This window comes from Citreimonas salinaria (assembly GCF_900107235.1).
Classification (GTDB): domain Bacteria; phylum Pseudomonadota; class Alphaproteobacteria; order Rhodobacterales; family Rhodobacteraceae; genus Citreimonas; species Citreimonas salinaria.
In genome coordinates this window covers 1-23,931 of record NZ_FNPF01000018.1, presented here as the reverse complement: position 1 = coordinate 23,931, position 23,931 = coordinate 1, and the positions used below count along the sequence as shown (strand labels likewise).

21 protein-coding genes are annotated in these 23,931 nt (G+C 66.4%); 9 read left to right on the top strand and 12 right to left on the bottom strand.

The genetic code is table 11. The features are described 5' to 3' along the window. Position 1 precedes the first annotated feature (1 nt). Complete coding sequence (locus BLW27_RS17255; RefSeq protein WP_089885238.1) at positions 2-181, bottom strand: hypothetical protein; 180 nt, start codon at positions 179-181, stop codon at positions 2-4. Between the two features lie 242 nt (positions 182-423). Between BLW27_RS17255 and BLW27_RS17250 the strand changes: the two genes are divergently transcribed. The 6 genes from BLW27_RS17250 (at position 424) to BLW27_RS21300 (ending at position 8,762) form a co-directional block, all read left to right on the top strand. After that, the gene (locus BLW27_RS17250) at positions 424-1,089 is read left to right on the top strand and encodes a hypothetical protein (RefSeq protein WP_143042329.1); all 666 of its coding nucleotides are present in this window, start codon (positions 424-426) and stop codon (positions 1,087-1,089) included. Next, a complete protein-coding gene (gene bcsA / locus BLW27_RS17245; protein ID WP_089885234.1) occupies positions 1,086-3,497 on the top strand; it encodes a UDP-forming cellulose synthase catalytic subunit in 2,412 nt (803 codons plus the stop codon). Before BLW27_RS17250 ends, bcsA begins: the two co-directional genes overlap by 4 nt. Further along, positions 3,494-5,755, top strand: a complete 2,262-nt coding sequence (locus tag BLW27_RS17240; protein ID WP_089885232.1) for a cellulose biosynthesis cyclic di-GMP-binding regulatory protein BcsB — start codon at positions 3,494-3,496, stop codon at positions 5,753-5,755. The genes bcsA and BLW27_RS17240 overlap by 4 nt, the downstream gene beginning before the upstream one ends. Further along, positions 5,752-6,825, top strand: a complete 1,074-nt coding sequence (locus tag BLW27_RS17235; protein ID WP_089885230.1) for a family 8 glycosyl hydrolase — start codon at positions 5,752-5,754, stop codon at positions 6,823-6,825. Before BLW27_RS17240 ends, BLW27_RS17235 begins: the two co-directional genes overlap by 4 nt. Beyond that, a complete protein-coding gene (locus BLW27_RS17230) occupies positions 6,810-8,270 on the top strand; it encodes a serine/threonine-protein kinase (protein ID WP_089885228.1) in 1,461 nt (486 codons plus the stop codon). Before BLW27_RS17235 ends, BLW27_RS17230 begins: the two co-directional genes overlap by 16 nt. 318 nt (positions 8,271-8,588) lie before the next feature. Then, entirely contained in the window at positions 8,589-8,762 is a 174-nt protein-coding gene (locus BLW27_RS21300) for a hypothetical protein (RefSeq protein ID WP_177177962.1), read from the top strand. 198 nt (positions 8,763-8,960) lie between these two features. Here the strand turns inward: BLW27_RS21300 and BLW27_RS17225 are convergent, their stop codons facing one another. Then, positions 8,961-9,599, bottom strand: a complete 639-nt coding sequence (locus BLW27_RS17225) for a hypothetical protein (protein WP_089885227.1) — start codon at positions 9,597-9,599, stop codon at positions 8,961-8,963. Positions 9,600-9,917: 318 nt separating this feature from the next. Here BLW27_RS17225 and BLW27_RS21485 point away from each other — a divergent pair, with 318 nt between their 5' ends. Continuing rightward, positions 9,918-10,184, top strand: coding sequence for a recombinase family protein (locus BLW27_RS21485; RefSeq protein WP_089885225.1), 267 nt, complete (start codon positions 9,918-9,920; stop codon positions 10,182-10,184). A 1,218-nt stretch (positions 10,185-11,402) separates the two neighbouring features. Here BLW27_RS21485 and BLW27_RS17215 read toward each other — a convergent pair. From BLW27_RS17215 to BLW27_RS17185, 7 genes are all read right to left on the bottom strand, one after another. Next, a complete protein-coding gene (locus BLW27_RS17215; protein WP_089885223.1) occupies positions 11,403-12,542 on the bottom strand; it encodes a M20/M25/M40 family metallo-hydrolase in 1,140 nt (379 codons plus the stop codon). A 78-nt stretch (positions 12,543-12,620) separates the two neighbouring features. Further along, the gene (locus tag BLW27_RS17210) at positions 12,621-13,796 is read right to left on the bottom strand and encodes a M20 aminoacylase family protein (protein ID WP_089885221.1); all 1,176 of its coding nucleotides are present in this window, start codon (positions 13,794-13,796) and stop codon (positions 12,621-12,623) included. After that, a complete protein-coding gene (locus BLW27_RS17205) occupies positions 13,793-15,478 on the bottom strand; it encodes an ABC transporter ATP-binding protein (RefSeq protein ID WP_089885219.1) in 1,686 nt (561 codons plus the stop codon). Before BLW27_RS17205 ends, BLW27_RS17210 begins: the two co-directional genes overlap by 4 nt. Position 15,479: 1 nt before the next feature. Continuing rightward, complete coding sequence (locus tag BLW27_RS17200) at positions 15,480-16,367, bottom strand: ABC transporter permease (RefSeq protein ID WP_089885218.1); 888 nt, start codon at positions 16,365-16,367, stop codon at positions 15,480-15,482. Next, positions 16,367-17,308 (bottom strand): ABC transporter permease, encoded by a 942-nt coding sequence (locus BLW27_RS17195; RefSeq protein ID WP_089885216.1) that lies wholly within the window; start codon positions 17,306-17,308, stop codon positions 16,367-16,369. Before BLW27_RS17195 ends, BLW27_RS17200 begins: the two co-directional genes overlap by 1 nt. A 79-nt stretch (positions 17,309-17,387) precedes the next feature. Then, the gene (locus tag BLW27_RS17190) at positions 17,388-18,998 is read right to left on the bottom strand and encodes an ABC transporter substrate-binding protein (protein WP_089885214.1); all 1,611 of its coding nucleotides are present in this window, start codon (positions 18,996-18,998) and stop codon (positions 17,388-17,390) included. Continuing rightward, on the bottom strand, positions 18,995-20,584 hold the full coding sequence (locus BLW27_RS17185; RefSeq protein ID WP_089885212.1) for a M81 family metallopeptidase: 1,590 nt from the start codon (positions 20,582-20,584) through the stop codon (positions 18,995-18,997). The genes BLW27_RS17190 and BLW27_RS17185 overlap by 4 nt, the downstream gene beginning before the upstream one ends. On the opposite strand from BLW27_RS17185, the gene BLW27_RS17180 reads away from it, so the two are divergent. Beyond that, a complete protein-coding gene (locus BLW27_RS17180) occupies positions 20,583-21,521 on the top strand; it encodes an IclR family transcriptional regulator (RefSeq protein ID WP_089885210.1) in 939 nt (312 codons plus the stop codon). The two genes, BLW27_RS17185 and BLW27_RS17180, sit on opposite strands and share 2 nt — an antisense overlap. Before the next feature lie 276 nt (positions 21,522-21,797). Here BLW27_RS17180 and BLW27_RS21295 read toward each other — a convergent pair whose 3' ends face one another. Genes BLW27_RS21295 through BLW27_RS17170 form a run of 3 tightly spaced genes read right to left on the bottom strand, consistent with a single transcriptional unit; the run spans position 21,798 to position 22,744 of the window. After that, positions 21,798-21,962 (bottom strand): hypothetical protein, encoded by a 165-nt coding sequence (locus tag BLW27_RS21295; protein ID WP_177177961.1) that lies wholly within the window; start codon positions 21,960-21,962, stop codon positions 21,798-21,800. Between the two features lie 12 nt (positions 21,963-21,974). Continuing rightward, on the bottom strand, positions 21,975-22,457 hold the full coding sequence (locus tag BLW27_RS17175; RefSeq protein WP_218141142.1) for a phosphatase PAP2 family protein: 483 nt from the start codon (positions 22,455-22,457) through the stop codon (positions 21,975-21,977). Next, positions 22,391-22,744, bottom strand: a complete 354-nt coding sequence (locus BLW27_RS17170; protein WP_089885207.1) for a hypothetical protein — start codon at positions 22,742-22,744, stop codon at positions 22,391-22,393. The genes BLW27_RS17175 and BLW27_RS17170 overlap by 67 nt, the downstream gene beginning before the upstream one ends. A 458-nt stretch (positions 22,745-23,202) precedes the next feature. Here BLW27_RS17170 and BLW27_RS17165 point away from each other — a divergent pair, with 458 nt between their 5' ends. Beyond that, entirely contained in the window at positions 23,203-23,691 is a 489-nt protein-coding gene (locus BLW27_RS17165; RefSeq protein ID WP_089885352.1) for a metallophosphoesterase family protein, read from the top strand. The last annotated feature ends 240 nt before the right edge of the window (positions 23,692-23,931 follow it).

Here is a 23,931-nt window from a genome sequence, read left to right as displayed (position 1 = left end):
CTCAGGCCCTCCAGCCGCGGATGCCGGCCGCGATCACCGCGACGACGCCCAAGGCGAACAGCGTCCAGAACACGGCGATACCCGACGATGCGGGCGCGCCGGACAGGATGCCGTAGGGCACGACGATCCCGGACAGGATCAAGCCCCCCACGATCGTCAGCCACCATCCGAAAACCGTCATGCCGCCGCCCCCCCGTTTCGCGCCTCTGACGGCTCCGGCAATAGTGAAGGCGCTGCAATGTGTAAAGTTTGTGCCTCGAATTCCCGCGAAAGGTGTTCGCCCCGGCGCTGATGCCCGCGTCGCGGCAGGCGTTGTTGCAAGGGCGCTTCACCGGACGCCCGGACTTTGAAAGATCGTTTGCAACGATCGCGTGATGCGGCATGTTTCAGAAAAACTTAATTATAAATTTATGAGGCAGCGTGATGTACGGGAAGAGAGGGCGTTTGCTCTCGGTCTTCATGCTATGCGTGTTCACCGCCGGCTTGGCGGCAGGGTGTTCAAGGCAGATTTCGATCCGGATCGATCGTGGTGACGGGCCCGGCGCGCAATACGCGGTAACCCGGCCCACCGAGATGTGGATCTCGGTCCCCGAGGCGCAGCTTGTCATGGTGCGCGAAGCGGCCGGTGGCGCCGAGCAGAAGATCCTCCTTCCGAACGACACGGTCTTCGACGGCGACAATTTCGTCTTCATGCGCCTCGTCGAGCCGGGCCTGACCTCGACGCCGCGACGCTTCGAACTGGATGCGATCGTCGCGGCGGCCGACGGCATCCCGCCGCCGTTCACCCGCGAGGATCTGCGCCTCATGCAGAGCCGCTCGGACGGTGCCGGCGAGCTTGTCTATGCGCGCAAGACCAACGGCACCGAGACGACCTGCGTGCTGGCGTTCCGCGGCCTCGAAGCCAGCGAACGCGCCCTGCCGCGGCGGGGCGACCGGCTCGAGATCATGATGCGCAACTGCGTGCCCGGCGGCGAGGATGCCGCACTTGCCGTTCTCGCGCCGGCGCGGCTGGGCGTGTCCCGGCCGCAGGCCACCGCTTCCGAAGCTGTCGCCACGCCCCTTTCCCCCCTAGCGAGGCCGTACCAATGACCGCACCCACCAGAGGCATGATCTCGACGGTCACGAAGGCTGCCTTCGCGTTGCTCGGGCTGGTCCTGATCGTCCCGATCACCCTGCTGGTGATCACTCCCTCCTCGGATCTGGTCCAGGGCTTGCTGGGCTTCAGCGCGGTGCTGCTGGTGATCGCGCTGAAACCGTTCGCGAGCCATCTGGTGCCGCGCCTTGCGCTGCTGGCCATCGCCGGCGTCATCGTCACGCGCTACCTGTCGTGGCGCATCCTCTACACGCTGCCGGCCCCGGACCAGCCGGTCGCCTACGCGGCCGCCGTGGTGCTTCTGGGGATAGAGACGTTCTCGGTCCTGGTGTTCTTCATGACCTCCCTAGTCAACATCGACTATGTCACACGCCGGCAGCCCGGCAAGATCCGCATGGGCCAACTGCCGCGTGTCGACGTTCTCGTGCCGTCCTACAACGAGCCGACCGAGATGCTCGCGATCACGCTCGCCGCGGCGAAGAACATGTACTATCCCAAGGACAAGCTGCGCGTGGTGCTGTGCGACGACGGCGGCACCGACCAGAAGATCAACGCCCCCGATCCGGCAAAGGCCGAGGCGGCGCGCACCCGGCGCGAGGACCTGACCCGGCTCTGCCGCGATCTCGGCGTCATGTACTCGACCCGCGCGCGCAACGAGCACGCCAAGGCGGGCAACATGACGGCCGCGCTCAGCCGCCTGAACGGCGACCTCGTGGCGATCTTCGACGCCGATCACGTGCCGACGCGCGATTTCCTCGCGCGGACCGTGGGGTACTTCGTCGAGCGGCCCAAGCTGTTCCTCCTGCAGACGCCACACTTTTTCCTAAACCCGGACCCCATCGAGCGCAACCTCCAGTTGTCGCCGAAATGCCCGACCGAGAACGAAATGTTCTACGGCGCCATTCACAAGGGCCTGGATTCGATGCGCGGCGCGTTCTTCTGCGGCTCGGCCGCGCTGCTGCGGCGCCGCGCGCTGGACGAGGCGGGCGGCTTTTCGGGCGAGACCATCACCGAAGACGCCGAGACCGCGCTCGACATCCATGCCAAGGGCTGGGAAAGCCTGTACCTGGACCGCGCCATGGTGGCCGGCCTCCAGCCCGAGACGTTCTCGTCCTTCATCCAGCAGCGCGGCCGCTGGGCCACCGGCATGATCCAGATGCTGCTGCTGAAGAACCCGCTGTTCCGCCGCGGCCTGGGGCTGACCCAGCGGCTGTGCTACCTCAATTCCATGTCGTTCTGGCTGTTCCCGATCGTGCGGCTGGCCTACCTGATCATCCCGCTCTTCTACCTGGTCTTCGGGCTCGAGATCTTCGTGACCACCCGGACCGAGGCGCTGGTCTACATGGTCTCGTATCTCATGGTCGCGTTCCTTGTGCAGAACACGCTGTTCTCGCGCCATCGCTGGCCGCTGATCTCGGAGATCTACGAGATCGCGCAGGCGCCCTACCTGGCCAAGCAGATCGTCAAGACGGTGATGCGCCCGCGCGCGGCCAAGTTCAACGTGACAGCCAAGGACGAGCAGCTCGACAACGATTTCGTGTCCGAGATCTATCCGCCGCTGCTGACGTTGACCGCAATCACCGGGGCGGGCGTGGCGCTGGCCGCGGCGCGGTGGCTCGCCTTCCCGGGCGACCGGCCGATCGTCGAGATCGTCGGCGCCTGGGCCCTCTTCAATTTCCTTCTGTGCGTCCTGGCCCTTCGCGCCACCTGCGAACGCCAGCAGCGGCGGGCCATGCCGCGGGTCGCGCTCAACCGGCCCTGCACGGTCCAGATGGTCGATGCCAACGATCAGGTGATCGAGGTGCCCGCGGTGATCGAGGACGGCTCGACCCAAGGCTTGCGCATCGCGTTCCGTGCGCAGGCGCTGAGCGATGGCGAACTCGTGGCGTTGCATTGCCTTCAGACGGACATGTTCCTGGCCGTGCGGCCCCAGATCCCCGAGGCCGATATGCTCGAGGCCGAGATCATCGTGCGGGTCACGAATCCTTACCCGTCGTCGACCGGCTTTGCCTTCGGGGTGCGAGTCGAGGCCGACCAGCCGGTCGCCATGTATTCCTGTCTTGCGCACGTGGTCTACGGCGACAGCGAGGTCTGGCGCCGCATGCGCGAGGACGAACGCGCCGAACGCGGACTTGTCCACGGTATCCTCTACGTGCTGTCGATGGCGGTCGCCTCGATCCCCAGGACGGCGGGCGATTTCCTGCGCGAACCGGCGCGCCGCCGGGCCCTGGCCGCGGCCGAGACGGAAAGCGCGCAGATCCTCGCCTTCGCGACCGAGAGACCGGCCCCAAGCAAGGAGCACACGAACGAGCACGCCAAGGCGGCGCTGGCCGGCGGCCTCGTTGCATCCTTCCCCCGCCAGGCCGCACCGTGGCAGGATTTCATCCAGGAGGAGCGCGGATGATGCGCCGCGCCGTCGCGCTTATGGCGATCGTTGCGGGCCTTGCATCGCAGGCGGGGGCACAGCCGCTGCTGCCGGACGACACGCCGCCCGCCGCGCCCGCGTTGCAAGCGCCGGCTGCCGGCACCGCAGAGACGCAGCTCGGCCTGTCGGCGCCGGTCACCGACATGATCGTTCCACTGGTCGACGGGGCCGGTCGCGGTCGACAGGCCGCGGAGACGGACGATACCGCATCCGGCTCGCGCGCGGAGACGGTTCTGGTTCGCCTGCGCGAGCTCCAGAACCGTCAGCGCACCGCGACGGTGGCCGAGTTCGTCGGCGAATGGACGCAGAAGGATTTCAGCTTCACCCTTCCCGCCCTGCCCGAGGCGCCCGTTCCGTTCCAGCTGTCGCACGTGTCCAGCGTCAATGCCCTGCCCGACAGCTCGTTCATCCGCGTCGAGGTCAACGGGCAGCCCGTCCGCGAGCTGCCGATTAGGAGCTTCGAGGATTACCGACTGGATCGCTTCTCCATCGATCCAGCCCTGCTGCGCGTGGGCGACAACCGGGTCCGTATCTCGGTGCGGCAGACGCACCGGATCTATTGCGGCGTCGAGGCAGCGTTCCAGCTCTGGACGCGGGTCGACCTGGAAGCCAGCGGCCTTGCCGTGCCGAACGGCACGTTCCGCGCCGATTTCGACGGCTTCATCGCCGGCCTGGCCAGCCACGTGGCGCGCGGCGAACCCGTGCCGATCCGGCACGACCTGTCCGCCCCGATCGCCGACCGCATCACGCCGCTTTTCTCGGTCCTGCGCAGGGCCGTGAACGGCGACATCCTGCTGCTCGAGGAGCAATCGGCCTGGCAGGTCAAGCCGGGGCCGAATGTCTCGGCCCGGGTCTCGATCATCGACGATCCCCGCGTGCGCGGCGTGTCGTTCCGGCGCGGCGGCGATGGCACTCTCGTCATGGTCCAGGGAAGCTCGGTCGATTTCGCCGAAGCCGCCGACATGCTCCAGGGCATGCTGGCGGGCCGCGTGGCCGTGCCGCCGGTGCCGCAGGTCACGCCCGGGACTGCAAAGCCGCTGGCCGAACTGACGCAGACCGACCTCGTGGCGCACGGGCGCTACATCGCGATGCGGGTCTCGTTCCGCCTGCCGAACGACTGGATGCTGCTGGCCAACCAGAAGGCGCGGCTCGATCTCGATTACCGCTTCGCGCCCGCCCTGCCGCGCGGCGCATTGCTGCAGATCAAGGTGAACGGCAAGACCGTGCGCCTGCTTCCCCTCGACCGGGACGGCGGACGCGAACTGCCGACCCTGCCCGTGTCGATGCCGACGAACGTGCTGCGCGCCGGGCAGAACACCCTGCTGTTCGAGGCACTGATCCCCGGCGACCCGCCGCACGCGCCCTGCCCGGTCGTGAACACGCCGCTGGTCGAGATCCTGCCGACGTCGCGGTTCTTCGTGCCTGCATCGCCCCGCATGTCGGTGCTGGATCTCGACCATGCGCTGGCGGCGCTGACAGCGTCCGACGTCCTCTTGACCGAGTCGGCGCAGCGCAGCCTTGCCCCGGGCGCCCACGTCATGCTGGCGTCGGTGTTCGGCGGGACGAAGGCGGAGACGCCGACCCTGGGTACGCCGAAGGTGACGGTCGGCGTGCCCGGCGACATCGCTTTGCTTTCGCCGTTCTACTCGGACTCGGCGCTGCAGGCGATGGGCAACGCGATGCGCTCGCTGCCCCCGCCGTCTTCCGGGTCCGGCGAGATGCCGGTCGCTTGGTCCGACAACGCGGGGTCTGCGGCCGACGGCGCGATGACGCGCGTCATGCAGATGTTCTCGCAGCTGCAGACGGGCTTTCTCAGCTTCTCGGGCGAAACATACACCTCGACCACCGAGCTGCCCGCCTGGCTGCGGGCGCGGTCGGCTGACGCCATCCTCGTGCAGCCGGATCCCGCCCTTCCCGAACAGGTCTGGCTGTTCGTCAATCCCGATCTGGACCTGCGCGCGCTGGCCTCCAGCCTGGCGAACCGCCTTTACGTCGATGACGGGCCGCGCGGGCAGATCGCGCTGTTCACCGCCGGAACCGGGTGGGAGAACTGGAGCACGACGGCGAAGATCCTGTACCTCCTCGAACCGGTCACGCCGGGGAACTTCCTTGCCGTGGCCGGCAACTTCGCCACGGCCTACCCGTGGATCTTCGTTTTCATGCTGATCTTCATCACGATCGCGGCCAGCCTCGTCTCGGTGGTCCTCGTCCTCAACAGAAGGCGCGACAACACATGAACCGCAGGGCGTTTCTGAAGCAGTCCGCGCTTCTCGCGCTTCTTGCGTCGGGCCACGGCGCGTCCGCCGCCGGCCCTGATGCCGAACTCGATCCTCTCATTCCGGCTTGGGAGGCGTGGAAAGCGGCCCACCTGCAGCAGACCGGGCGGGTGATCGACGCGCGCCAGGACCAGGCGAGCCATTCCGAAGGCCAGGGATACGGCATTCGGCTGGCGGTGGCGTTTCGCGACCGGGCGGCCTTCGACGCGATGGACCGCTGGACACAGGCCAACCTGGCGGTGCGCCCGGACACGCTTCTGGCCTGGCGGTGGCGTCCGGACCTGCCCGAACGGATCGACGATTTCAACAACGCCTCGGACGGGGATCTGTTCTACGCGTGGTCCCTCGCGCTGGCGGCCGAGCGCTGGAGCGCGCCGGACTATCTTGCGCGGGCGACCGCGATGGCGAACGACCTGGCAGCCTCCTGCGTGGTGGCGCGGCCCGACAGACCCGGCGACCGCGTCCTGCTGCCGGCGGCCTTCGGCTTCGTCAAGGACGACGCCGCCGTGCTGAACGTGTCCTACATGATGCCGCGCGCCCTGGCCGAGCTTGGCCGGGCATCGGGCCAAGGCGCGCTCGAGGCCGCGGCGGAAGGCGCGCTGCGCCTGATGTCGGATCTCGCGCAGACGGGCAGCATGCCCGACTGGGTGCGTGCGTCGCCCGAGGGGCTGGGTCCGGCGGAAGGGTTCGCAAGCCATACCGGCTATGAGGCGATGCGCGTGCCACTGTTCCTGTGCTGGTCGGGCCAGACCGCGCATCCGGCGGTCGCAACGCATGCCGCCCTGCCAGACGACGGTGGCGACATTGACGCGACCCCGGTGGTGTTCGACCGGACCTCGGGCGACGTCCTGCAGCACAGCGGCGAGGCCGGATACCGGGCGCTTCAGGCACTGACGCGCTGCGCGGCAGGAAACATGGGCTTTTCCACCATGCCTCCGTTCGACCCCGAACAGACCTACTATCCAGCCACCCTGCATCTCTTCGCCATGCTCTGCGCGCGTCAGACGCTGCGCTCGTGCACACCGATCTGATGACGATGCGCGCACTCGCCCTTGTGGCCGCACTCGTCGCGGCACCGTTCGCCGCACCGGCCGACGAACCCACGCGCGAGGATCTTCTCGCCTTGCAGTTCTACGCCTCGAACGACGACACGCGCGCCGTCGAGGCCGAGCTGGAGCGGCTGAGGGCCGCCTTTCCGGCCTGGTCGCCACCCAGCGATCTCGATACGCTGTTCCGGCGCGACGCCGATCTCGGCCGGCTGATCGACGGGATCTATGCCGACATCGCGCTCGGCCGGTTCGACGCGGCACGCGCCGGCATCGCCAACGCCCAGACGCACTTTCCGGAATGGCCCGTGCCCGACGAAATGACGACGCTGCTTCGGGTTTCCGAGGCGCAGCACGCCATGGACGCGGCCGAGGCGGCGGGCGATCGGACGGCGGTCATCGCGATCGCCGCGCGCGAACCCGGCCTTTTGACCTGCGCGCGCGTGAACAACGCCTGGATCCTTGCCGAAGCCTATGCCGAAAGCGGCCGGCGCGACGAGGCGCGGGACATCCACGCCGCGATCGTCGAGCGATGCGACGACAAGGCGCTGCTGATCGCGACTCTCGAAAAGGCCGATCCGCTGCTGACCGAGGACGGGCTGGCAGACCTGACCGAACGCGCGATCACGCGCGCGCCCGCCGACCGGGCGGCCTTCGAGGCGCTCGAGGCGCGGCTGCTGGCCGGTCGCGGCGCGGACGGCGGCGCCGACGGCGACGCGCCGCCCCGCCTCGCTGCGGCGTCCGGCGGCGCCCGCGCGCCGGCGCGCTCTCTCCGGCCGGTCCTGCGCAACGACGCGCGCGCCGTGTCGGCGCAGGCCGCCCCGCGCCTGGCGGAGACCCCCTCGCGCCCGCAACCCGCTCGGGCCAGCGGTGCCGCAAGCGCGACGGTGTCGGATGAACTCACACGCGCCGTTCGGTCCGCGTCGTGGCAGCAATGCCTGCGCCTGACGCAAGGCCAGCGCGCGCCTGCCATCCTGGCACAGCGCGGCTGGTGCGCCTACAACGCCGAGCGTCCGCTCGAGGCGCTGGATGCTTTCCGGAATGCCTACGGGCAGATGAGCGGCGCCGAGGAACGGCGCGACACCGGTTACGGGATCCTGCTGGCCATGCTGAAGCTGGGCCAGAACGACCTCGTGGCGCGCGACGCGGCGAACATGCCGCTCACCTACGAACAACGCGTCGAGGTCGAGGGTCAAATCTTGGATCGCCGCGGCGTCGCCGCCTACGAGGCCGGTGACTACGACCGCGCGATCGCCTTCATCCTCGAACACCAGCGCGTCACGGGCAAGACCCGCCGCGACCTCGAGATGATCCGGGGCTATTCGCTGCTCAAGCTCGGCCAGCGGCAGGAGGCGCGGGCGATCTTCGAGCAGCTGCATGCACAACTCGCGACTCAGGAAACCGCGGCGGCGCTTCGCGCGGCACGCTAGGATTGCAGCGCCGCTGTCGGTTTTCCCGACCCAGCGCTGATTTCGCCGTCGCAAGCGCAACGGTGCCTGCCGCCGGCCCCGCCGCCGCGGATCGGCCGTGGTGCGTGGTCACCTCGGAGCTTTTCTAGGCCGACAAGGCCCGCGGCACCGTGCCGGGCAACGGCGGGCGCAGCATTCAAACAAATTGAGGCAATTTCGCCTCAAAACAATCCTGCCTTCGACATCAATCGATCACAGATTCGCCGGTCCCGCCCCCGATATCGGGGGTCGACGGCGGTGGAAGACGCACCGCGAAATCTCGTAGGACTGGATCCCGCAATGAAGAGCCTGATCTCTCGCTTCCGCAAAGACGAAAACGGATTTGCCGTCGTGAACTGGGCTGTCCTCGTCAGCGCGTTCATGCTTCTCGCGGTCTTCGCTCTCGGCACCGTCAAGGACAGCGCGCAGCCGCTTTCCACGAGTGCGGCGCTCAGCTTCTCGGTCCTGCGCTGACGCACGCGCCGGACAGCCCGGCATAGTCTGCGGCGCCGTGCTTTCGGGCAGATGGCGCCGCACGCCACCACGACTGCGCCCGATCCAGGCGACCTTACCGTCCGGCCCTCCGCACTGCACGCTCCGGAACGCGACTCGCGCGGCCAGCAACCGGCCGCCACAGCTCCCTGCCGTGCGGGATCGCTTCGTGGCAGTTCATCAGTCGTCGCGGGTTCCGGCCTCCACCACCTCCAATGCCACGTTTCCGATCACCCTGTTGCGCAAGGTCTCGCGGTGCATGAGCACCCCGTCCGAGATGTAGAGGTCGGCGACGTCGAAGATCCACGGGCCCGCGCCTTCGGACGCGACGCGGATCTTGGCCTCGCCCGCCACGGCAGGCTTGCCCTTGAGGTTGGTGTACTCGGCGCCTTCCGGGATGACCGCGAACATCGTCGGATCCGAATTGGCCGCGAGGTTGGTGACGATGTAGAGGATCTCGTCGCGATCGGTGATGCGCTCGGCACGGAAGTAGCACACGCCCTCGTAGCCGCCCAGGGCGACGGCGGTCGCCCCCGCGACGGCGATGGTGACCGGGGCGGTGACGATGCCTGCGGCAGAGCCGACAATGCTGCTGCCCGCCGCCGTCGCGGTGCCGACGCCGGACGAGATCATGCTCGCCCCGCTGAGCGGGTTCTGCAACGTATAGGCGCCGACCGCGCGGACGCCGCTGACGGCGGTGTCCCTGACCGCCGAGCCGGCATTGCCCGCCAGGATCGAGGGCCGGAAATCGCAGACATCGGCCCGCGCCGCCAAGGGCGCGAGGACGGCGGCAAGGGTGAGGGCGGTGATCGCTTTCATGGCTGCTCCTGCTCGAATTCTTTCAGCGTCGTAACAGCGCGCCGGCAACTCCGGCAGGGTCACGAAATCACAATGGCGTCGGTCAATTCCGCTCATGCGCCCGAGTTGCGCGACCGTCTCCTGCTGGACGCTCCGTTGACTTGCATTACAATCCTCGCTGACCGGCGCCCCGATTGTCGACCGACGACGATACAGTGCACCTGAACGGCGACAAACCGCCGCCGCTGAGTGCTCGATTGTCACCACGTCCACACAGCCTGAGCGCCATGTTCCTCGAGGAGCTTTCGGACAAGGTGCGTCGCGGCCTCGAGGGCAAAGGTGCTGAAGGTCCTGAGCGGCGGCGGCCGAATCTACGGATACCGTCCCGGTACCGACGAGCGTGGCGCGCCGGAGAAGGGCACCCTGGCCATCGACGAGATCGAAGCCGCGGTGGTGCGGAGCATCTTCCACGACTACGCTGCCGGCATCTCGCCGATCAAGCTCGCCAGCCGGCTCAACGAGGAGCGGATCGCCTCCCCTTCCGTGGGGCCGAAGCGCAAGTCCTCGGGGCATTGGAAGCAGAACAACGATCAACGGCAACCGTGACCGCGGAGCCGGCATCATCAATAACGAGCTCTATGTCGGGCGCCGCATCTGGAACCGGCTATCCTGCACCAAGCACCACCGGACCGACAAGAAGCGCTTGCTCAGGCTCTGGCGTAACCGAGGTTACCTTCCGGAGAACGAAAAAGGGGGGGTGGACAAAGCACAACGCGAGGGATGTCGCGAGCGTGTACGTCCTCTACTCGCTCTCAAGACTAGGAGTTGGTCCATCCGACGTCGCCGGCGTTCTTGATGGCCTTGTAGCCGATCTGCTTTTCTTTGCGATTACCTCAGGCGATGGCGGGATTGGATTCGGCGGCCCCGTTGAAGACACCAAGAGGCTTCGTGGCGCGTTTGAGGAAACACTGGCTCTTGCTCGTCAAATTGCTCGTCCGCACGACGAGCGAAGGTTTTTGGTTGCTGACCGCGGTGGTCCAGTCTCAAGGTGCGCTGACCTAGGCAAACTCATTAAGCGTGAGGGGTTGGAGTACTTCTACTGTATCTACCTTGTTGCGGCGGGTCGTGGCATTGCTGAACGCGCGCAGCGGCCGCTAGTCACACTGTCGTTTCAAAATCGAAGGGGGTGAGTCCCCCAAGGTTCGGAGGTTGTCTCATGCTCGCCATGCGGGATGAAGTTGCTCTTAGCATTATTGGAAACGACACATTGTCAGAATCGACGACACGTCACTTTCCATAGCACTGCGTCTTCGAACTACCCCACGACCGCAATCGCTACTCGCTTGACAACAGGAATGGTCCACAACTGCCCTTCAGCAATAAGCCGAAATGCTGCGGCGCGGCCCGTCGAACCGGGCATTTCGCTGAAGGCGCGAAATTCCATATGCGGCCATTTGACACCGCGCCGACATCATGGAATTGCCGGGAGGTCTGGCAGCATCCTGATATTATACTCATGAGACAGACGGCATGCTGCGATCGCTGTCCGTTCATTGAGATGTTTTCACTGTGGCTGTCACGATCAGAACCGTCTTGCCGGCGCGGTCCTCGATGCGCACCGGGCCGGATCAGGAAAGCGGAAGGCCGTGCGTGCGTCCGAAATTGCGCCGGAACCGCGGCTTTTTCGCGGGGCGCTCGGTGAAGTTTTGTCAGCCCCGTCCGATATCACCGATCGCCTCCCGAAGGCAGTGGGACGGGACAGCCATGCGGAAAAGCATCTCGGCTTTCCACCCGGGGATCTTGGTCTGGAAAAACATCGCGATGTCAGGCACCCAGCCGACAGAACAGGCCGGTGGCAAGGTGCGCCCGTTCGACGAGGCTGTCGACGAGGATATGCTCGTTGAGGGTGTGCAAGTCGGCCCCCCGTACCCCGATCGAGTCCAGCGTAGGAATGCCCAACGCTCCGGTGAAGTTGCCGTCGGACCCGCCGCCGGCCGATGCGCCGGAGACTTCGAACCCGATCTCTGCGGCGATCTCCTGTGCCAGCGACAGCATCGCCATCGTCCCCGGCTGGTCCGGCTCCCAGACCGGACGCGTCACGCCGCGGCGCACTTCCATGATGACCTCGGCCTCGGGATCGTTCAGCGCCAGCATCTTCGCCACGCCCTCTTCCAGCAGTTCCTGCGTCTTGGCCATGGTCAGGACTTCGGCGTCGCAGACGGACGAAACGCAGTTCACCCATTGCCCGGCGTGGAAGACGCCAAGCGAGAAGGTGCAATCCTCGGTGGTCATGCCCTCGATCTCGCCCACAACGCGTGCCATCTTCGCGATCGCCGACCGTCCCTTGTCGAGCTGCCATCCGGCATGGCTGGGCCTGCCGCGCGTCTGAAGGTTGAAGCGCGCGATGGCGTAGCGCCCGATCACCGCGCCACCGTCGGGGCGTGCGGGTTCCGGCACTAGGATGTACTTGTGGCGCTTCGCCTCGGTCTCGATCAGTTCGCGGGTCGAGGGGGTACCGATTTCCTCGTCGGGGGTGAACAGGACCGTCACAGGAAGGGGCGTCTCGATCCCCGCGGCAAGCAGTTTTCGCAGCGCGTCGAGATAGACGTAGTTGCCGCCCTTCATGTCCATCAGGCCGGGGCCGTAGCAGATGCCGCCCTCGCGCCGGAACGGCAGCTTGGCGAGCGTGCCCACGGGATGAACCGTGTCGAGATGCCCAAGAAGAAGGATTCCTCCCTCGCCCGCCCGCGGATGCGGTATCGCCGCGCGCACGCTGTCGCCCAGGCCCATGCGGCCGGGGATGCGTTCGGTGATCGCGCCCAGCGCGGCCAACTCGTGCTGGACGAGATCCATCATCCGGTTCACCGCGGCGGCGTCGAAGGTCGGGCTTTCGGTTTCGATCCAGGGCCTGAGGCCCGCCAGCATCTCGTCGGTGTCGAAGGGCAGATCGTGGAGGGTCGTCATCGTCAGCTCCTTGCCCCGGGGGGGCGTCGTCCGCCTGCCGGGTAAATTCAATGGGTGTTGCGCGAACTGCGCGGGTCGTCAGCGCACGCCGCCCTTCGGCAGGCGCGTCTCGACGATTCGCGCGTAGACGGATGCACCGACGGGCAGGATCGCGTCGTCGAGCACGAACGCCGGGTTGTGCAGCGGCACCGAGCCCGCGTGCCCGACCCGGCAATAGGCCCCCGGCACGAGCTTGAGCATGTCGGCGAAGTCCTCGGATCCGGTCATCTGGTCGTCGGTCAACCGGGCGCCTTTGGCACCGACGATGTCGGCCGCGGCGGCAACATAGGCTTCTGACAGGTCCGCGTCGTTCATCAGGACGTCGAAGACGTTGCGCAGATCGACGGAGATCTCGACCGCGTGGGCCTGCCCCAGCCCTTCGCACAGCGCGCGCATGCGCGCTTCGGCCATCGCGATCACGTCGTCGTGGAAGTAGCGGATCGTTCCGGTGATGGTCGCGGTCCCCGGCACTACATTGTAGGCCGAACCGGCGTTGAAAGTGGTGACCGACAGCACGATCGGCTTCGTCGGCGGCGTGTTGCGGCTGACGATGCCCTGCAACTGCTGCACCAGCGCCGTGCCGATGAAGATCGGGTCCTTCGACTGTTGCGGCATCGCGGCGTGGCTGCCGGTTCCCTTGACCGTGATGTCGAAGAAGGACGCGCCCGCCATCGCCGGACCGGGCGTCACGGTCACGACACCGGGTTCCGAGTTCGGATCGTTGTGCATCCCGTAGATCTCGTCGCAGGGGAAGCGGTCGAACAGCCCGTCCGCGATCATCCGGCGCGCCCCGCCAAGTCCCTCTTCGGCGGGTTGAAAGATCAGCACGACAGTCCCGTCGAAGTCCCGCGTCTCGGCCAGGTAGCGCGCGGCGCCCAGCAGCATCGTGGTGTGCCCGTCATGGCCGCAGGCATGCATCCGCCCCGGGTTGGTCGAGGCATAGGCGACGCCCGAGGCCTCGTTGATCGGCAGCGCGTCCATGTCCGCACGCAGCCCGACGCGGCGGTTGCCGCCGCCCTGCCCCTTGATGACGCCGACTACGCCGGTGCCGCCGATGCCTTCGTGAACTTCGTCCACGCCCCAGTCGCGCAGCTTGGCCGAGACGATCCCGGCGGTGCGGGTCTCCTCGAAGCCCAGCTCGGGATTCGCGTGAAAGTCCTGCCGGATCTCGGTCAGGTCGTCGGCGAAGGCCTCGATCTTGGGGATGACGCTCATGAGGTGGCTCCTTGTGCTGCGGGCGCGCGGTCGAGCGCGCGGAAATTGGCGAAATCCCAGTGGCGGCCCGGGGCGGCCTCGATCAGGCTTCGCGTGTAGTCGTGGCGGGGGTTCGACAGGACGGCGCCGGCAGGCCCCTGTTCGACCACGGCGCCCTTCTGCATGACGACCACGTCGTCGCAGATCTGCGCCGCGACCCGCAGGTCGTGCGTGATGAACAGCATCGCGATGCCGAAGCGCTCCTGCACGTCGTCGAGAAGGTCCAGAACCTGCGCCTGCACGCTCACGTCGAGGGCGGACACCGCCTCGTCCGCCACCAGGAGGTCGGGCTTCATCGCCACGGCGCGGGCGATGGCAATGCGCTGGCGCTGCCCGCCTGAGAACTGGTGCGGATACCGGTCGAGGGCGTCGGTCGGCAGATGCACCAACTCCATCAACTCGGCCGCGTGCTTCATCGCCTCGGCCTTGGGCGTACCGAAGTTGATCGGCCCCTCGCACAACGAACGCGCCACGGTCCAGCGCGGGTTGAGCGAGCGGTAGGGATCCTGGAACACGATCTGGAAGTGCTTGCGATGCGGCTGAAGCTGCCGCCGCGACAGGCGCGAGATCTCGGTGCCGGCAACGGTGACCTCGCCTCCGGTCGGGTCGATCAGGCGCATGATGCAGCGCGCGACGGTGGACTTGCCCGAACCGCTTTCGCCGACGATGCCCAGCGTCCGACCGGGTGCTATGTCGAAGGTGACATCCCGGGCGGCGTGAACCCCTTCCGAGCGACGCAACCAGCCGCTGCCGCCATAGGTCATGTCGAGCCCGGTCACGTCCAGGACCGCCGCCTTCTCGGCAACCACCCGCGCAGGCCGCGGCTTCAGGTTGGGCACCGCGGTCAGGAGCTTGCGGGTGTAGTCCTGCTGCGGGTTGGTCAGCAGTTCGCGGATCGGCGCGCTTTCGACGATCTCGCCCTTCTGCATGACGCTGACGGTATCGGCGATCTCGGCCACCACGCCCATGTCGTGGGTGATGAACAGCACCGCCGTTCCGTGCCTCTCCTGCATCTCCTCGATGAGCCTGAGGATCTGCAGCTGCGTCGTCACGTCGAGCGCCGTGGTCGGCTCGTCCGCGATCAGCAGGTCCGGATCCAGAACCAGCGCCATGGCGATCATGATCCGCTGCCGCTGGCCGCCCGAGAGCTGGTGCGGGAAGGCGGAATAGATCCGCTGCACGTCCGGCAGGTGGACCTGGTCCATGATGTCGAGCGTGCGCTTCTTCGCCTCGGCCTGCGACAGATCGGTGTGCATGTTCAGCACCTCCTCGATCTGTTCACCCACGCGCAGCACCGGGTTCAGCGCGGTCATCGGTTCCTGGAAGATCATCGCGATGCGCTGTGCGCGCAACTCGCGCATCTGGGCATGCGTGGCGCTGGTGATCTCGAACCCTTCGAGGTCGATCAGCCCGCCCTGCACTTCCAGCGCGTCCTTCGGAAGAAGGCCCATCGTCGCCAGCGAGGTGACAGACTTGCCAGAGCCGCTTTCGCCGACGAGGCAATGCGTCTCGCCCGCGCGGATGTCGAGGTCGATCCCCTTAAGGACCTTCTCGGCCCGGGGCCGGCCGGCAAGGCCGACCTCGAGCTTGCGGATCTTGAGGACCCGGCTCGCGGTCGAGAAATCGCGCGTCTTGAACTGCATGTCAGCCCTCCCGCTTCTTCATGCGCGGATCGAGAAGATCGCGCGCCGTGTCGCCCAGAAGGTTGATGCACAGGATGCACAGCGACAGCAGCAGCCCCGGCCAGAAGATCAGCCCCGGCTTGATCTGGAAGTAGCTGCGCCCCTCGGCCATGATGTTCCCCCAGGTCGGTATCTCGGTCGAGACGCCGGCGCCCAGGAAGGACAGGATCGCCTCGATCAGGATGGCCGAGGCGCAGATATAGGTGCCCTGCACGATCAGCGGTGCGAAGGTGTTCGGCATCAGGTGCTGGATCAGGATCTTCGGCATCGAAGAGCCCAGCGCGATCGCGGCCTCGACATACGGCTCTTCGCGCGCGGACAGCACCACCGACCGCACCAGCCGCACCACGCGCGGCACTTCGGGGACCGTGATCGCGATGATGACCGATCCCAGCGACGGCCCGTTGAGCGCCACCAGCGCGATCGCGAGCAGGATCGCGGGGATCGCCATCAGGCTGTCCATGATCCGCATGATGATCCCGTCCGCGGCCCGGAAGAAGCCCGCGACAAGCCCGATAATCAGGCCGACCGCGACGCTGACGACTGCCGCGCCGACGCCGATCAGAAGCGACACGCGCCCGCCGATCATCACCCGGCTGAAGATGTCGCGCCCATAGGGATCGGTGCCCAGAAGGAATTCATCGGACGGCGGGCGAAGACGCGACATCGCGTTCATCGCCAGCGGGTCGTATGGGACGTAGAGCGGCGCGAAGACCGACGCCAGCACGATGATCACCAGCACCAGCGCCGCGATGGCGGGCCCGACGCCCAGCCGCGCGCTTGCCGGCAACGAGAGCCATCCGGTCAGCACCTGAAAGGCGCTGTGACGGGAGTTCGGGATCTCTGTCATCAGTAGCGGATCCTCGGGTCGAAGAAGGAATACGAGACGTCGACGATCAGGTTGACCATCACGTAGATGCCCGCGGTCAGCAGGATCATCGCCTGGATCACCGGGTAGTCGCGCGCCAGGATCGCGTCGACGGTCAAGCGCCCGATGCCGGGGATGTTGAACACCGACTCCGTCACCACCACGCCCGAGATCAGAAGCGCGAAGCCCGTGCCGATGATCGTCAGGATGGGCACGGCCGCGTTGCGCAGCGCATGGCGGAACAGAACGACGTTCTCGCGCACGCCCTTGGCGCGGGCGGTGCGCACGTAGTCCTCGCCCAGCACCTCAAGCATCGAGGCGCGGGTCATGCGCGCGATCAGCGCGACGTAGATCGTGGCCAGCGTCAGGGACGGCAGGATCGCGCGGCTGAAGAAGGCGCCGATCCCGTCGGACGGAGACGCGTAGCCCTGTACCGGCACCCAGCGCAGCTCGATCGCGAAGACCTGGATCAGGATGTAGCCGATCACGAAGACCGGGACGGAAAAGCCCAGCACCGAGAACGACATGACTGCGAAGTCGATCCACGTGCGGTGCCGCCACGCGGCGATCACGCCCATCGGCACGGCCAGGGCGACCGAGATGATGATGGTCATGACGGCGATGTTGATCGTCGGCCCGAGGCGGTCGCGGACCATGTCCAGGACATCGGTGTTCGAGATCAGCGACGTGCCGAGATCGCCCTTCAGCATCTGTCCGAACCAGGTCACGAACTGGATGTGCAACGGGTCGTTCAGGCCCAGCCTGTCGCGGATGCGCTCGAGCTGCGCGGGCGTGGCGGCGTCGCCGGCCAGAATCGCGGCGGGGTCGCCGGGCGTCAGCCGCAGCAGCAGAAAGACGAAGATCGCGACGATCAGCAGCACCGGTATCGTGGCGAGCAGACGCTTCAGGATGTAGACGAACACGCGCGGGCCTCCGTGGCGTGGAACCGGGTCGCGGGGATCCGGGGGCGCACCTGCGCGCGCCCCCGTGCCAGGTGAAGAATCACTCGGCTTCCTTGGTCACGTTCCAGAACACCGGCACCGGCGACTGGATCATGTTCTGGATGTTGTCGCGCCGCGCCTGCGGGATCACGTATTCGCCCATCATGATGTAGTTTACGTTGTCCATGACGTGCTCCTGCATCCGGACGGCGATCTCCTTCTGCTCTTCGGGAGTCTTCGCCGCGACGAATTCCGCGCGCATTTCCTCGATCTCCGGATCGGTCGGCCAACCGAACCACGCATCGTCGCCACGGCCGTTGACCATCACGTTGATGAGCGGGTCCGAGATCTCGGGCACCATCCAGTTGGTGAAGAACATGTTCCAGCCGCCCTCGCCGATCGGCGCCTGCTGGGCGCGCCGCTGCACGACCGACTGCCAGTCCATCGATTGCAGGTCGACCTCGAAGCCGCCCTCGCGCAGCGCCTGGGCTGCGACCACCGGCTGGTTCACCAGGCTGACCACGTCGGTCGGCGCCATCACGACGATTGGCGTACCGTCATAGCCGGCTTCCTCCAGCAGCTCCTTGGACCGCTCCGGGTTCGGGCCCTCGGTGACGATGTCCGACCCGCTTTCGTCGCCTAGCGGCGTCGAGCAGCCGAAAATCGCGCCGCAGACGTTGTAGTACTCCGGGTCACCCTGCATCGTGGCCAGCATCTCTTCCTGGCCCAGCGCCGCAAGTGCTGCCTGCCGCACGAGCTTGTTGTCGAACGGAGGATGCAGGAAGTTCGGCCGGCCGATGGTGACGTAGCCCAGTGGGTCGCGGGTCTCGACGACCACGTCTGGGGCGCTTTCCAGGATCGGCATCAGGTCGATCTGCAGTTGCTCGATATAGTCGATCTCGCCTGCCGCCAGCGCGTTGATCGCCGTCAGGTTGTCCGGCATCGTGGTCCAGACGACGCGGTCCACGTTCACGTTCTTGCCGCCGGCCATCCACGACGCCTCTTCCTCGCGCGGAACGTAGTCGTCGAACTTCTCGTAAGTGACCGAAACGCCCGGCTCGTATTCCTCTTCGTTGAAGACGAACGGGCCCGATCCGACGTATTCGGTGATCGTCTCGTCCGCCGAGGTCTCGGCCACGCGCACCGGCATGATGAAGGGCGGCACCGCGGACTGCTTGGAGATGACGTCCATCAGCGGGCCGAACGGCTCGGAAAGGGTCCAGACGATGGTCTTGTCGTCCGGCGCCTCGAGGCTTTCGGTGACGTCGAAGATCATCTGCCCGCCCGAGTCGCGCTCGCCCCAGCGTTCAAGCGACGCGACCACGTCGGCACCCGTCACGGGCGCTCCGTCGTGGAACATCAGCCCGTCGCGCAGGGTGAAGGTGTAGGTCAGCTCGTCCTCGGACACTTCCCAGTCGGCCATCTGCGGCTGCGGCTCGAAGTTCTCGTCCGCGGCCGTCAGCACGTCGTAGATCATGTAGCCGTGGTTGCGGGTGATGTGGGCGGTGGTGATGACCGGGTCGAGCACACGCAGGCCCGAATGCATCACGGCGGTGATCGTCGTCTCGTCTTCCTGCGCGGTGGCCGCGGCCGGCGCCAGCAGTGCGCCGCTTGCCATAAGCGCGGCGGCCAGGGTGCGGGATCCGGGCAGGTTGGATCTCAGGTTCTTCATGGGTGTCTCCCCTGTTGGATGACGTCTTGGCTGTATTGGACGCCGGCGGCATCGCCGGTGTCGGGGCGTGCGACAGCCGCACGCGCATCTCCGAAGGACGCGCCGTTCGGAGAAAGGCGAAGACCCGGCCTTAGCCGGGTGAAAGGCAGATCGGCAGGATCCAGTGGCATCGGCCCGGGCGCTACGGCCACGAGGATGTCGCTGGCGATCGGCGCGAAATCGGCACGGAAATGGGTCGAGCTTTTCACGACGAGGATCGCCTGTTCCTCGGGCGCGATACCGACGAAGCGGAACATCTCGCGGTCGGCCATCTGCGCGATGCGGCTGGTGACGACGATGCGCACGCCGCCGATGCGCAGGCAGGCCGAGGGGCCGAGATCCAGCCCCGTGCCGCCGTAATAGGGCCCGGTGGCGCGCAGGCTGCCGTCCGACAGGGTCTCGACGACGGCCTCCACCTCGAAGGGCGCATCACCCGGAATTCCGTGCTGGCCGCCAATGCGGAACCGTGTCCGGGCACCAAGACCGGCTTCGTGCGCGGCCTTCGCCGTCGCCGGGTCGACGATCAGGCCGATCGCCGCCCCCTTCGCATCCGCCGCGACCAGCGCGCGCAGCATTCCGGTCGTGGCGGAAACGCCGCCCGCGCCGGGGTTGTCCTGCGTGTCGGCGATGACGACTGGTCCGCCCTTGCGTGCGGCGATGGACAGCGCCTGACTCACCGCGAGGTCGGCCTTCCACGACTGCCCCGAGAACCCGTTTTCCGCAGCCGCGTAAGCCGATGCGACCTTGTCCGCGGCCGCGTCGGCCGCCGCTTCCGTGTCGGCGTAGACGACAGCCACCGGCCCGCAATCGGGAATGTCGGCTGCCGGAAAGCCCATGAAAAGCGAGGCCGCGCGCACGCCCATGCCCTCGGCCTCGAGCGCGGCAAGCTGGGCATAGAGTGCATCCGCTGGCGCCGTGTCGGTCGTCTGGAACGGGATCGGCACCAGGTAATCCATCCGCCGGAACGCGCAGGCGGGGCGCGTGCCTTCGGTCATGATGCGGTGGAGCAGGTCCGCCGCACGCGCGCCGGTACCGGCCATGTCCACGTGCGGATAGGTGCGGAAACCGACCATCCCGTCGACGACCCGCGCAAACTCCTCCGAGATGTTGCCGTGCAGGTCCAGCGCCGCGACGATCGGCACGTCGGGCCCGACGACGGCTCGGACTCGCCGTGCCATTTCTCCCTCGCCGTCCTCGACGTGCTCGGCCACCATCGCGCCGTGCAGATCGAGAAAGACGCCGTCCAGATTGCCGGCGCTGCGCAAGCCGGCCAGGATCTCGTCCGCGATGCGCTCGAACGCCTCCTCCGTCACCCGCGCCGAAGGAATCGCCCCTGCCCACAAGATCGGAACGGTGTCCCAGTCCAGCCGCCGGGCGACCGATAGCGCGCCCGCAATTCCCAGGTTCACGCCCTCTGCGTTGCAAGCGATGTCAATTCCGCGGCTGAGCGGAATGTACCCGCCGCCAACCTCGAATGCGGCGAAATCCGCCGAGATCGGCGCGAAGGTGTTCGTTTCGTGCAAGAAGCCGGCAAGTGCGACCCGCATGGCGCTCCCGATCCTGTTCGTCCATGCCGCAGCCCGCAGCATAGATGCTGTATCGCTAGGCGATACATGTGTATTGCTTTATGAGCGTAAGTCGCGCAAATTGTCCGGGTCAAGAGGAGAGGTGGTCTTGTCGAGCATTCTGCGCGCGCAGCCCAGTACCGCGAACGAAATCGAGGCGGACGCCGCGGACGCACTGTTCGTCCGGGCCGCCGGACGCGCGATGCACGTCCTCGGCGCCTTTCATCAGGCGAGCGGCCCGCTCAGCCTCTCTGAGATCGCAGCGCGGGCGAACATCGACCGTTCGGCTGCACAGAGACTGGTCCACACGCTGCTCAAGCTCGGCCACCTGCGGCGCGGCCCGGACGGGCGTGGCTATCTTCCGGGGATCCGCATACTGGACACGACGCTCGACCTGCTGCGGCTCGACCCGATGGTCCAGAAAGCGACGCCCGTCCTGCTCGAACTTCGCAAGACGGTTCGCGAGCGGGTCGATCTCAGCTTCTACGACGAGACGCGCCTCGTGTACGCGCTTCGGATGCAAAGCAAGCGCGAGACATTCTACGCCACGCTCGTCGGGCACAGTGTCCCCACGTATTGCACCGCAGGCGGCCGAGCCGCCCTTGCGGTTCTTTCCGAAGACGAGGCCCGCGCCATCGTCGAACGCACACCGCTTCATCCATACACGTCGAAGACGGAGATGAACGTGGACGAGATCATGGCACGCATCGCGCGGGCCCGCGAGGACGGGTACGCGGTCGTCGTCGACGAGTTCGTTCAGGGAGAGGTGGCCATCGGAGTCGCGCTCGCGCAGAAGGGCGTGCCGCTTGGCGCACTGCACGTCGCGGGGTCGCTGTCTGAATGGACGCCCGATGCCTTCGTCGAAAAGATCGCGCCCTCGGCCACCGAAGCGGTGCGTGCGGTTGTCGGAAGCTTGTAGAAGTGTCCGTTTTTCGACCTTCGGCCGACGGTTATCCTTGAGAAAGACGGGCATCCTGTTGATTTTAAAATAGACCTGAGCAAGGTTTTTCGTCGAGAAGTGAGCCACCTCTGACTATGGAGTCAGAGGTCATGCTGGGGGGAGGCGCAAGCACCGATTTGCGAAGAAATACGAAGGACTTCGCTCCAGTTTGCTTCCACAGTGCCTCCACGGGTGCTGGAAACGCATACAATCCGACGCTTTCAGCGACCGGCCAACGCACGGGGGCAGCCGCGGTCACCTGGCCGGCCATGCCAATAGCTTTGGCGGCGTCAATGAAGTTGTCGATCGATTGTGGTCCGTGCTCAATTCCAGCCGCAGGATCGCCACCAAGTGCCCGAGATAGTGCAGACCCGTCCTGCTCTCCTTCAAGGCGCTTTCATTATCGTGCTCCTCGGCCATCAACTAATCCTCTCAATACAATTCGCGCTGTGCGGCAGCCATCTTGTAGCGGCAGGCCTGGAACAGGTACGGCGAAAACACCCGCGCCAAGGCTTCGCCGGCGGCTGTATCTGATGCATAATGCAACCCGGCATATTCTCGGTTTTCTCCGGTCCGCTGCGCCACGTGGAACAGTTCGATCGCGCCCGGAACCTCCGGTATGCAACGGTTAAATGCGTGAGCGACGGAAAAGCACTGGAACGCGTGGTTGCTGCGATAAGCCGAATGAGGCGGGTTCGGCAGAAACGGCCGCAACGTCGGATCCAGCGCATTGGGACGTGGCCGCGCGAAGCGTGCCTTGACAACGTAACCGATGCGCTCGGTGATTTGCAGAACGGTACGAACCAGACCGATCGTCGCCGGAAACTCGCTCGCGTATTCTTCGATTCCTAAGGGCCGCAACAGGTCCGTAGGGTCGTTCGCTGAAATCTGCCTCCGGACTTCGGATTGCCGCATCCGGTCGTTTCGCAACGTTCGCTGTTAGCGTGCAACTCTCTTATTTCTGCGCTTGTCTCCTCCCTGCCCGGCGGCAGCCCGAGCGGAAGGTTCTCGTAGGGATACTTGCTCGGCGTGTCGCGCTCCGATTGGTCGAGAAGCGCGATCTCGCGCAGTTCAATCCATGTCGAGAGCACCTGATCGCCGAACGATGGAACGGATTCTCCGTCGGCAGCCATCGCCATCGCCATCGCGCCTGGCCGCATCGCCATCGCCATCGCCTGCGGCTGGCTCATCGCCATGGCCATAGCCATCGCTCGCGGGCCACCCAGCGCACGCGCCTGACCACACCGTATGCGCAACCTATGAGACCCGTTATGTCGGCGACCATAGTCAGCCGGCCGGAGCTCCGTACTTTGGATTCCTTGCTCTTCGAGAGAAGGGCGACGGCTGGAAAGCCAGCAACATCCAACTCGCCGTCAACAAAAAGAGCACAGCCAATGTAGCGCTTCGGGAATGGATCCGCGGTAGCGCCGGGAGTTCCGAGTTAATCAACGAGAGCGTTCCAAGACTGTCGTGCGCTTCATGAAGGCGTTGGGTGGAGAACCTCATCTAAGCTGTGACGGAGATATGGCCGATCGCGCCGCATTTGCGGATAGAATGATCAACGATCCTCAGGTGACCTGGTTTGAAAACGCGAGCTGCGCTCCATTCCCTGATTACCGGACCAGCTTACGACGATATGCCATTGATGGACCCTGCGCCCATGCAACCACTCGGCCAATCCTCCCCCGGGGGACGCATCGGCGTCATTTCCGACACCCACGGCCTGCTCCGCCCCGAGGCGCTGGAGGCTCTCGCAGGCGTCGGCCACATCCTGCACGCGGGCGATATCGGCGATCCAGAGCATCTCGACGCCCTGGCGCGCATCGCGCCGGTGACGGCGATCCGCGGCAACATCGACCGCGGCGCCTGGGCGAAGGCCCTGCCCGAAACGGTGAACCTCACCATCGGAGGTCTGCGGATCCACATGATCCACGACCGCAAGGCCCTGCAGGCCGATCCGGCAGCCGAGCGGTGGGACGTCGTGATCTCGGGCCATTCCCACAAGACCGGCATCGAGGAAATCGGCGGCACCCTCTGGCTGAACCCCGGCGCCGCCGGCCCCCGCCGTTTCCGCCTGCCGATCACGCTGGCCTTCCTCTGGAAAGAGGCGGGCCGCCCCCGCGCCACCATCCACCCCTTGCTCGTCTGAGCTGCTTCCGCCTGATCCGCGCGGCGAACGGCGGCTCCGAGCCCAAGTGACCGCGGCGTCTTAAATCTGCGTTGCGTACGCAGCGAGACGCTCTTCGTCATGAGCGGTCCATTCCCGCCTTTCGTTGGCTGCCTCGTGCTCAGAGGGCCGGAAGGGCGGACTTATCTGCCATTCGCGGCAAGGCTTGATCACGAGCCGAGCTCTCGACGCGCCACGGAGTGAATCGACCCGGTGAGCTCA

What these genes read in the sequence shown, in the direction of transcription:
- BLW27_RS17255 (WP_089885238.1), bottom strand. Translation starts at nt 181, where the DNA reads ATGACGGTTTTCGGATGGTGGCTGACGATCGTGGGGGGCTTGATCCTG.
- BLW27_RS17250 (WP_143042329.1), top strand. Translation starts at nt 424, where the DNA reads ATGTACGGGAAGAGAGGGCGTTTGCTCTCGGTCTTCATGCTATGCGTG.
- bcsA (WP_089885234.1), top strand. Translation starts at nt 1,086, where the DNA reads ATGACCGCACCCACCAGAGGCATGATCTCGACGGTCACGAAGGCTGCC.
- BLW27_RS17240 (WP_089885232.1), top strand. Translation starts at nt 3,494, where the DNA reads ATGATGCGCCGCGCCGTCGCGCTTATGGCGATCGTTGCGGGCCTTGCA.
- BLW27_RS17235 (WP_089885230.1), top strand. Translation starts at nt 5,752, where the DNA reads ATGAACCGCAGGGCGTTTCTGAAGCAGTCCGCGCTTCTCGCGCTTCTT.
- BLW27_RS21300 (WP_177177962.1), top strand. Translation starts at nt 8,589, where the DNA reads ATGAAGAGCCTGATCTCTCGCTTCCGCAAAGACGAAAACGGATTTGCC.
- BLW27_RS17225 (WP_089885227.1), bottom strand. Translation starts at nt 9,599, where the DNA reads ATGAAAGCGATCACCGCCCTCACCCTTGCCGCCGTCCTCGCGCCCTTG.
- BLW27_RS17215 (WP_089885223.1), bottom strand. Translation starts at nt 12,542, where the DNA reads ATGACGACCCTCCACGATCTGCCCTTCGACACCGACGAGATGCTGGCG.
- BLW27_RS17210 (WP_089885221.1), bottom strand. Translation starts at nt 13,796, where the DNA reads ATGAGCGTCATCCCCAAGATCGAGGCCTTCGCCGACGACCTGACCGAG.
- BLW27_RS17205 (WP_089885219.1), bottom strand. Translation starts at nt 15,478, where the DNA reads ATGCAGTTCAAGACGCGCGATTTCTCGACCGCGAGCCGGGTCCTCAAG.
- BLW27_RS17200 (WP_089885218.1), bottom strand. Translation starts at nt 16,367, where the DNA reads ATGACAGAGATCCCGAACTCCCGTCACAGCGCCTTTCAGGTGCTGACC.
- BLW27_RS17190 (WP_089885214.1), bottom strand. Translation starts at nt 18,998, where the DNA reads ATGAAGAACCTGAGATCCAACCTGCCCGGATCCCGCACCCTGGCCGCC.
- BLW27_RS17180 (WP_089885210.1), top strand. Translation starts at nt 20,583, where the DNA reads ATGGCGCTCCCGATCCTGTTCGTCCATGCCGCAGCCCGCAGCATAGAT.
- BLW27_RS17185 (WP_089885212.1), bottom strand. Translation starts at nt 20,584, where the DNA reads ATGCGGGTCGCACTTGCCGGCTTCTTGCACGAAACGAACACCTTCGCG.
- BLW27_RS21295 (WP_177177961.1), bottom strand. Translation starts at nt 21,962, where the DNA reads ATGGCCGAGGAGCACGATAATGAAAGCGCCTTGAAGGAGAGCAGGACG.
- BLW27_RS17175 (WP_218141142.1), bottom strand. Translation starts at nt 22,457, where the DNA reads ATGCGGCAATCCGAAGTCCGGAGGCAGATTTCAGCGAACGACCCTACG.
- BLW27_RS17170 (WP_089885207.1), bottom strand. Translation starts at nt 22,744, where the DNA reads ATGGCCATGGCGATGAGCCAGCCGCAGGCGATGGCGATGGCGATGCGG.
- BLW27_RS17165 (WP_089885352.1), top strand. Translation starts at nt 23,203, where the DNA reads ATGCAACCACTCGGCCAATCCTCCCCCGGGGGACGCATCGGCGTCATT.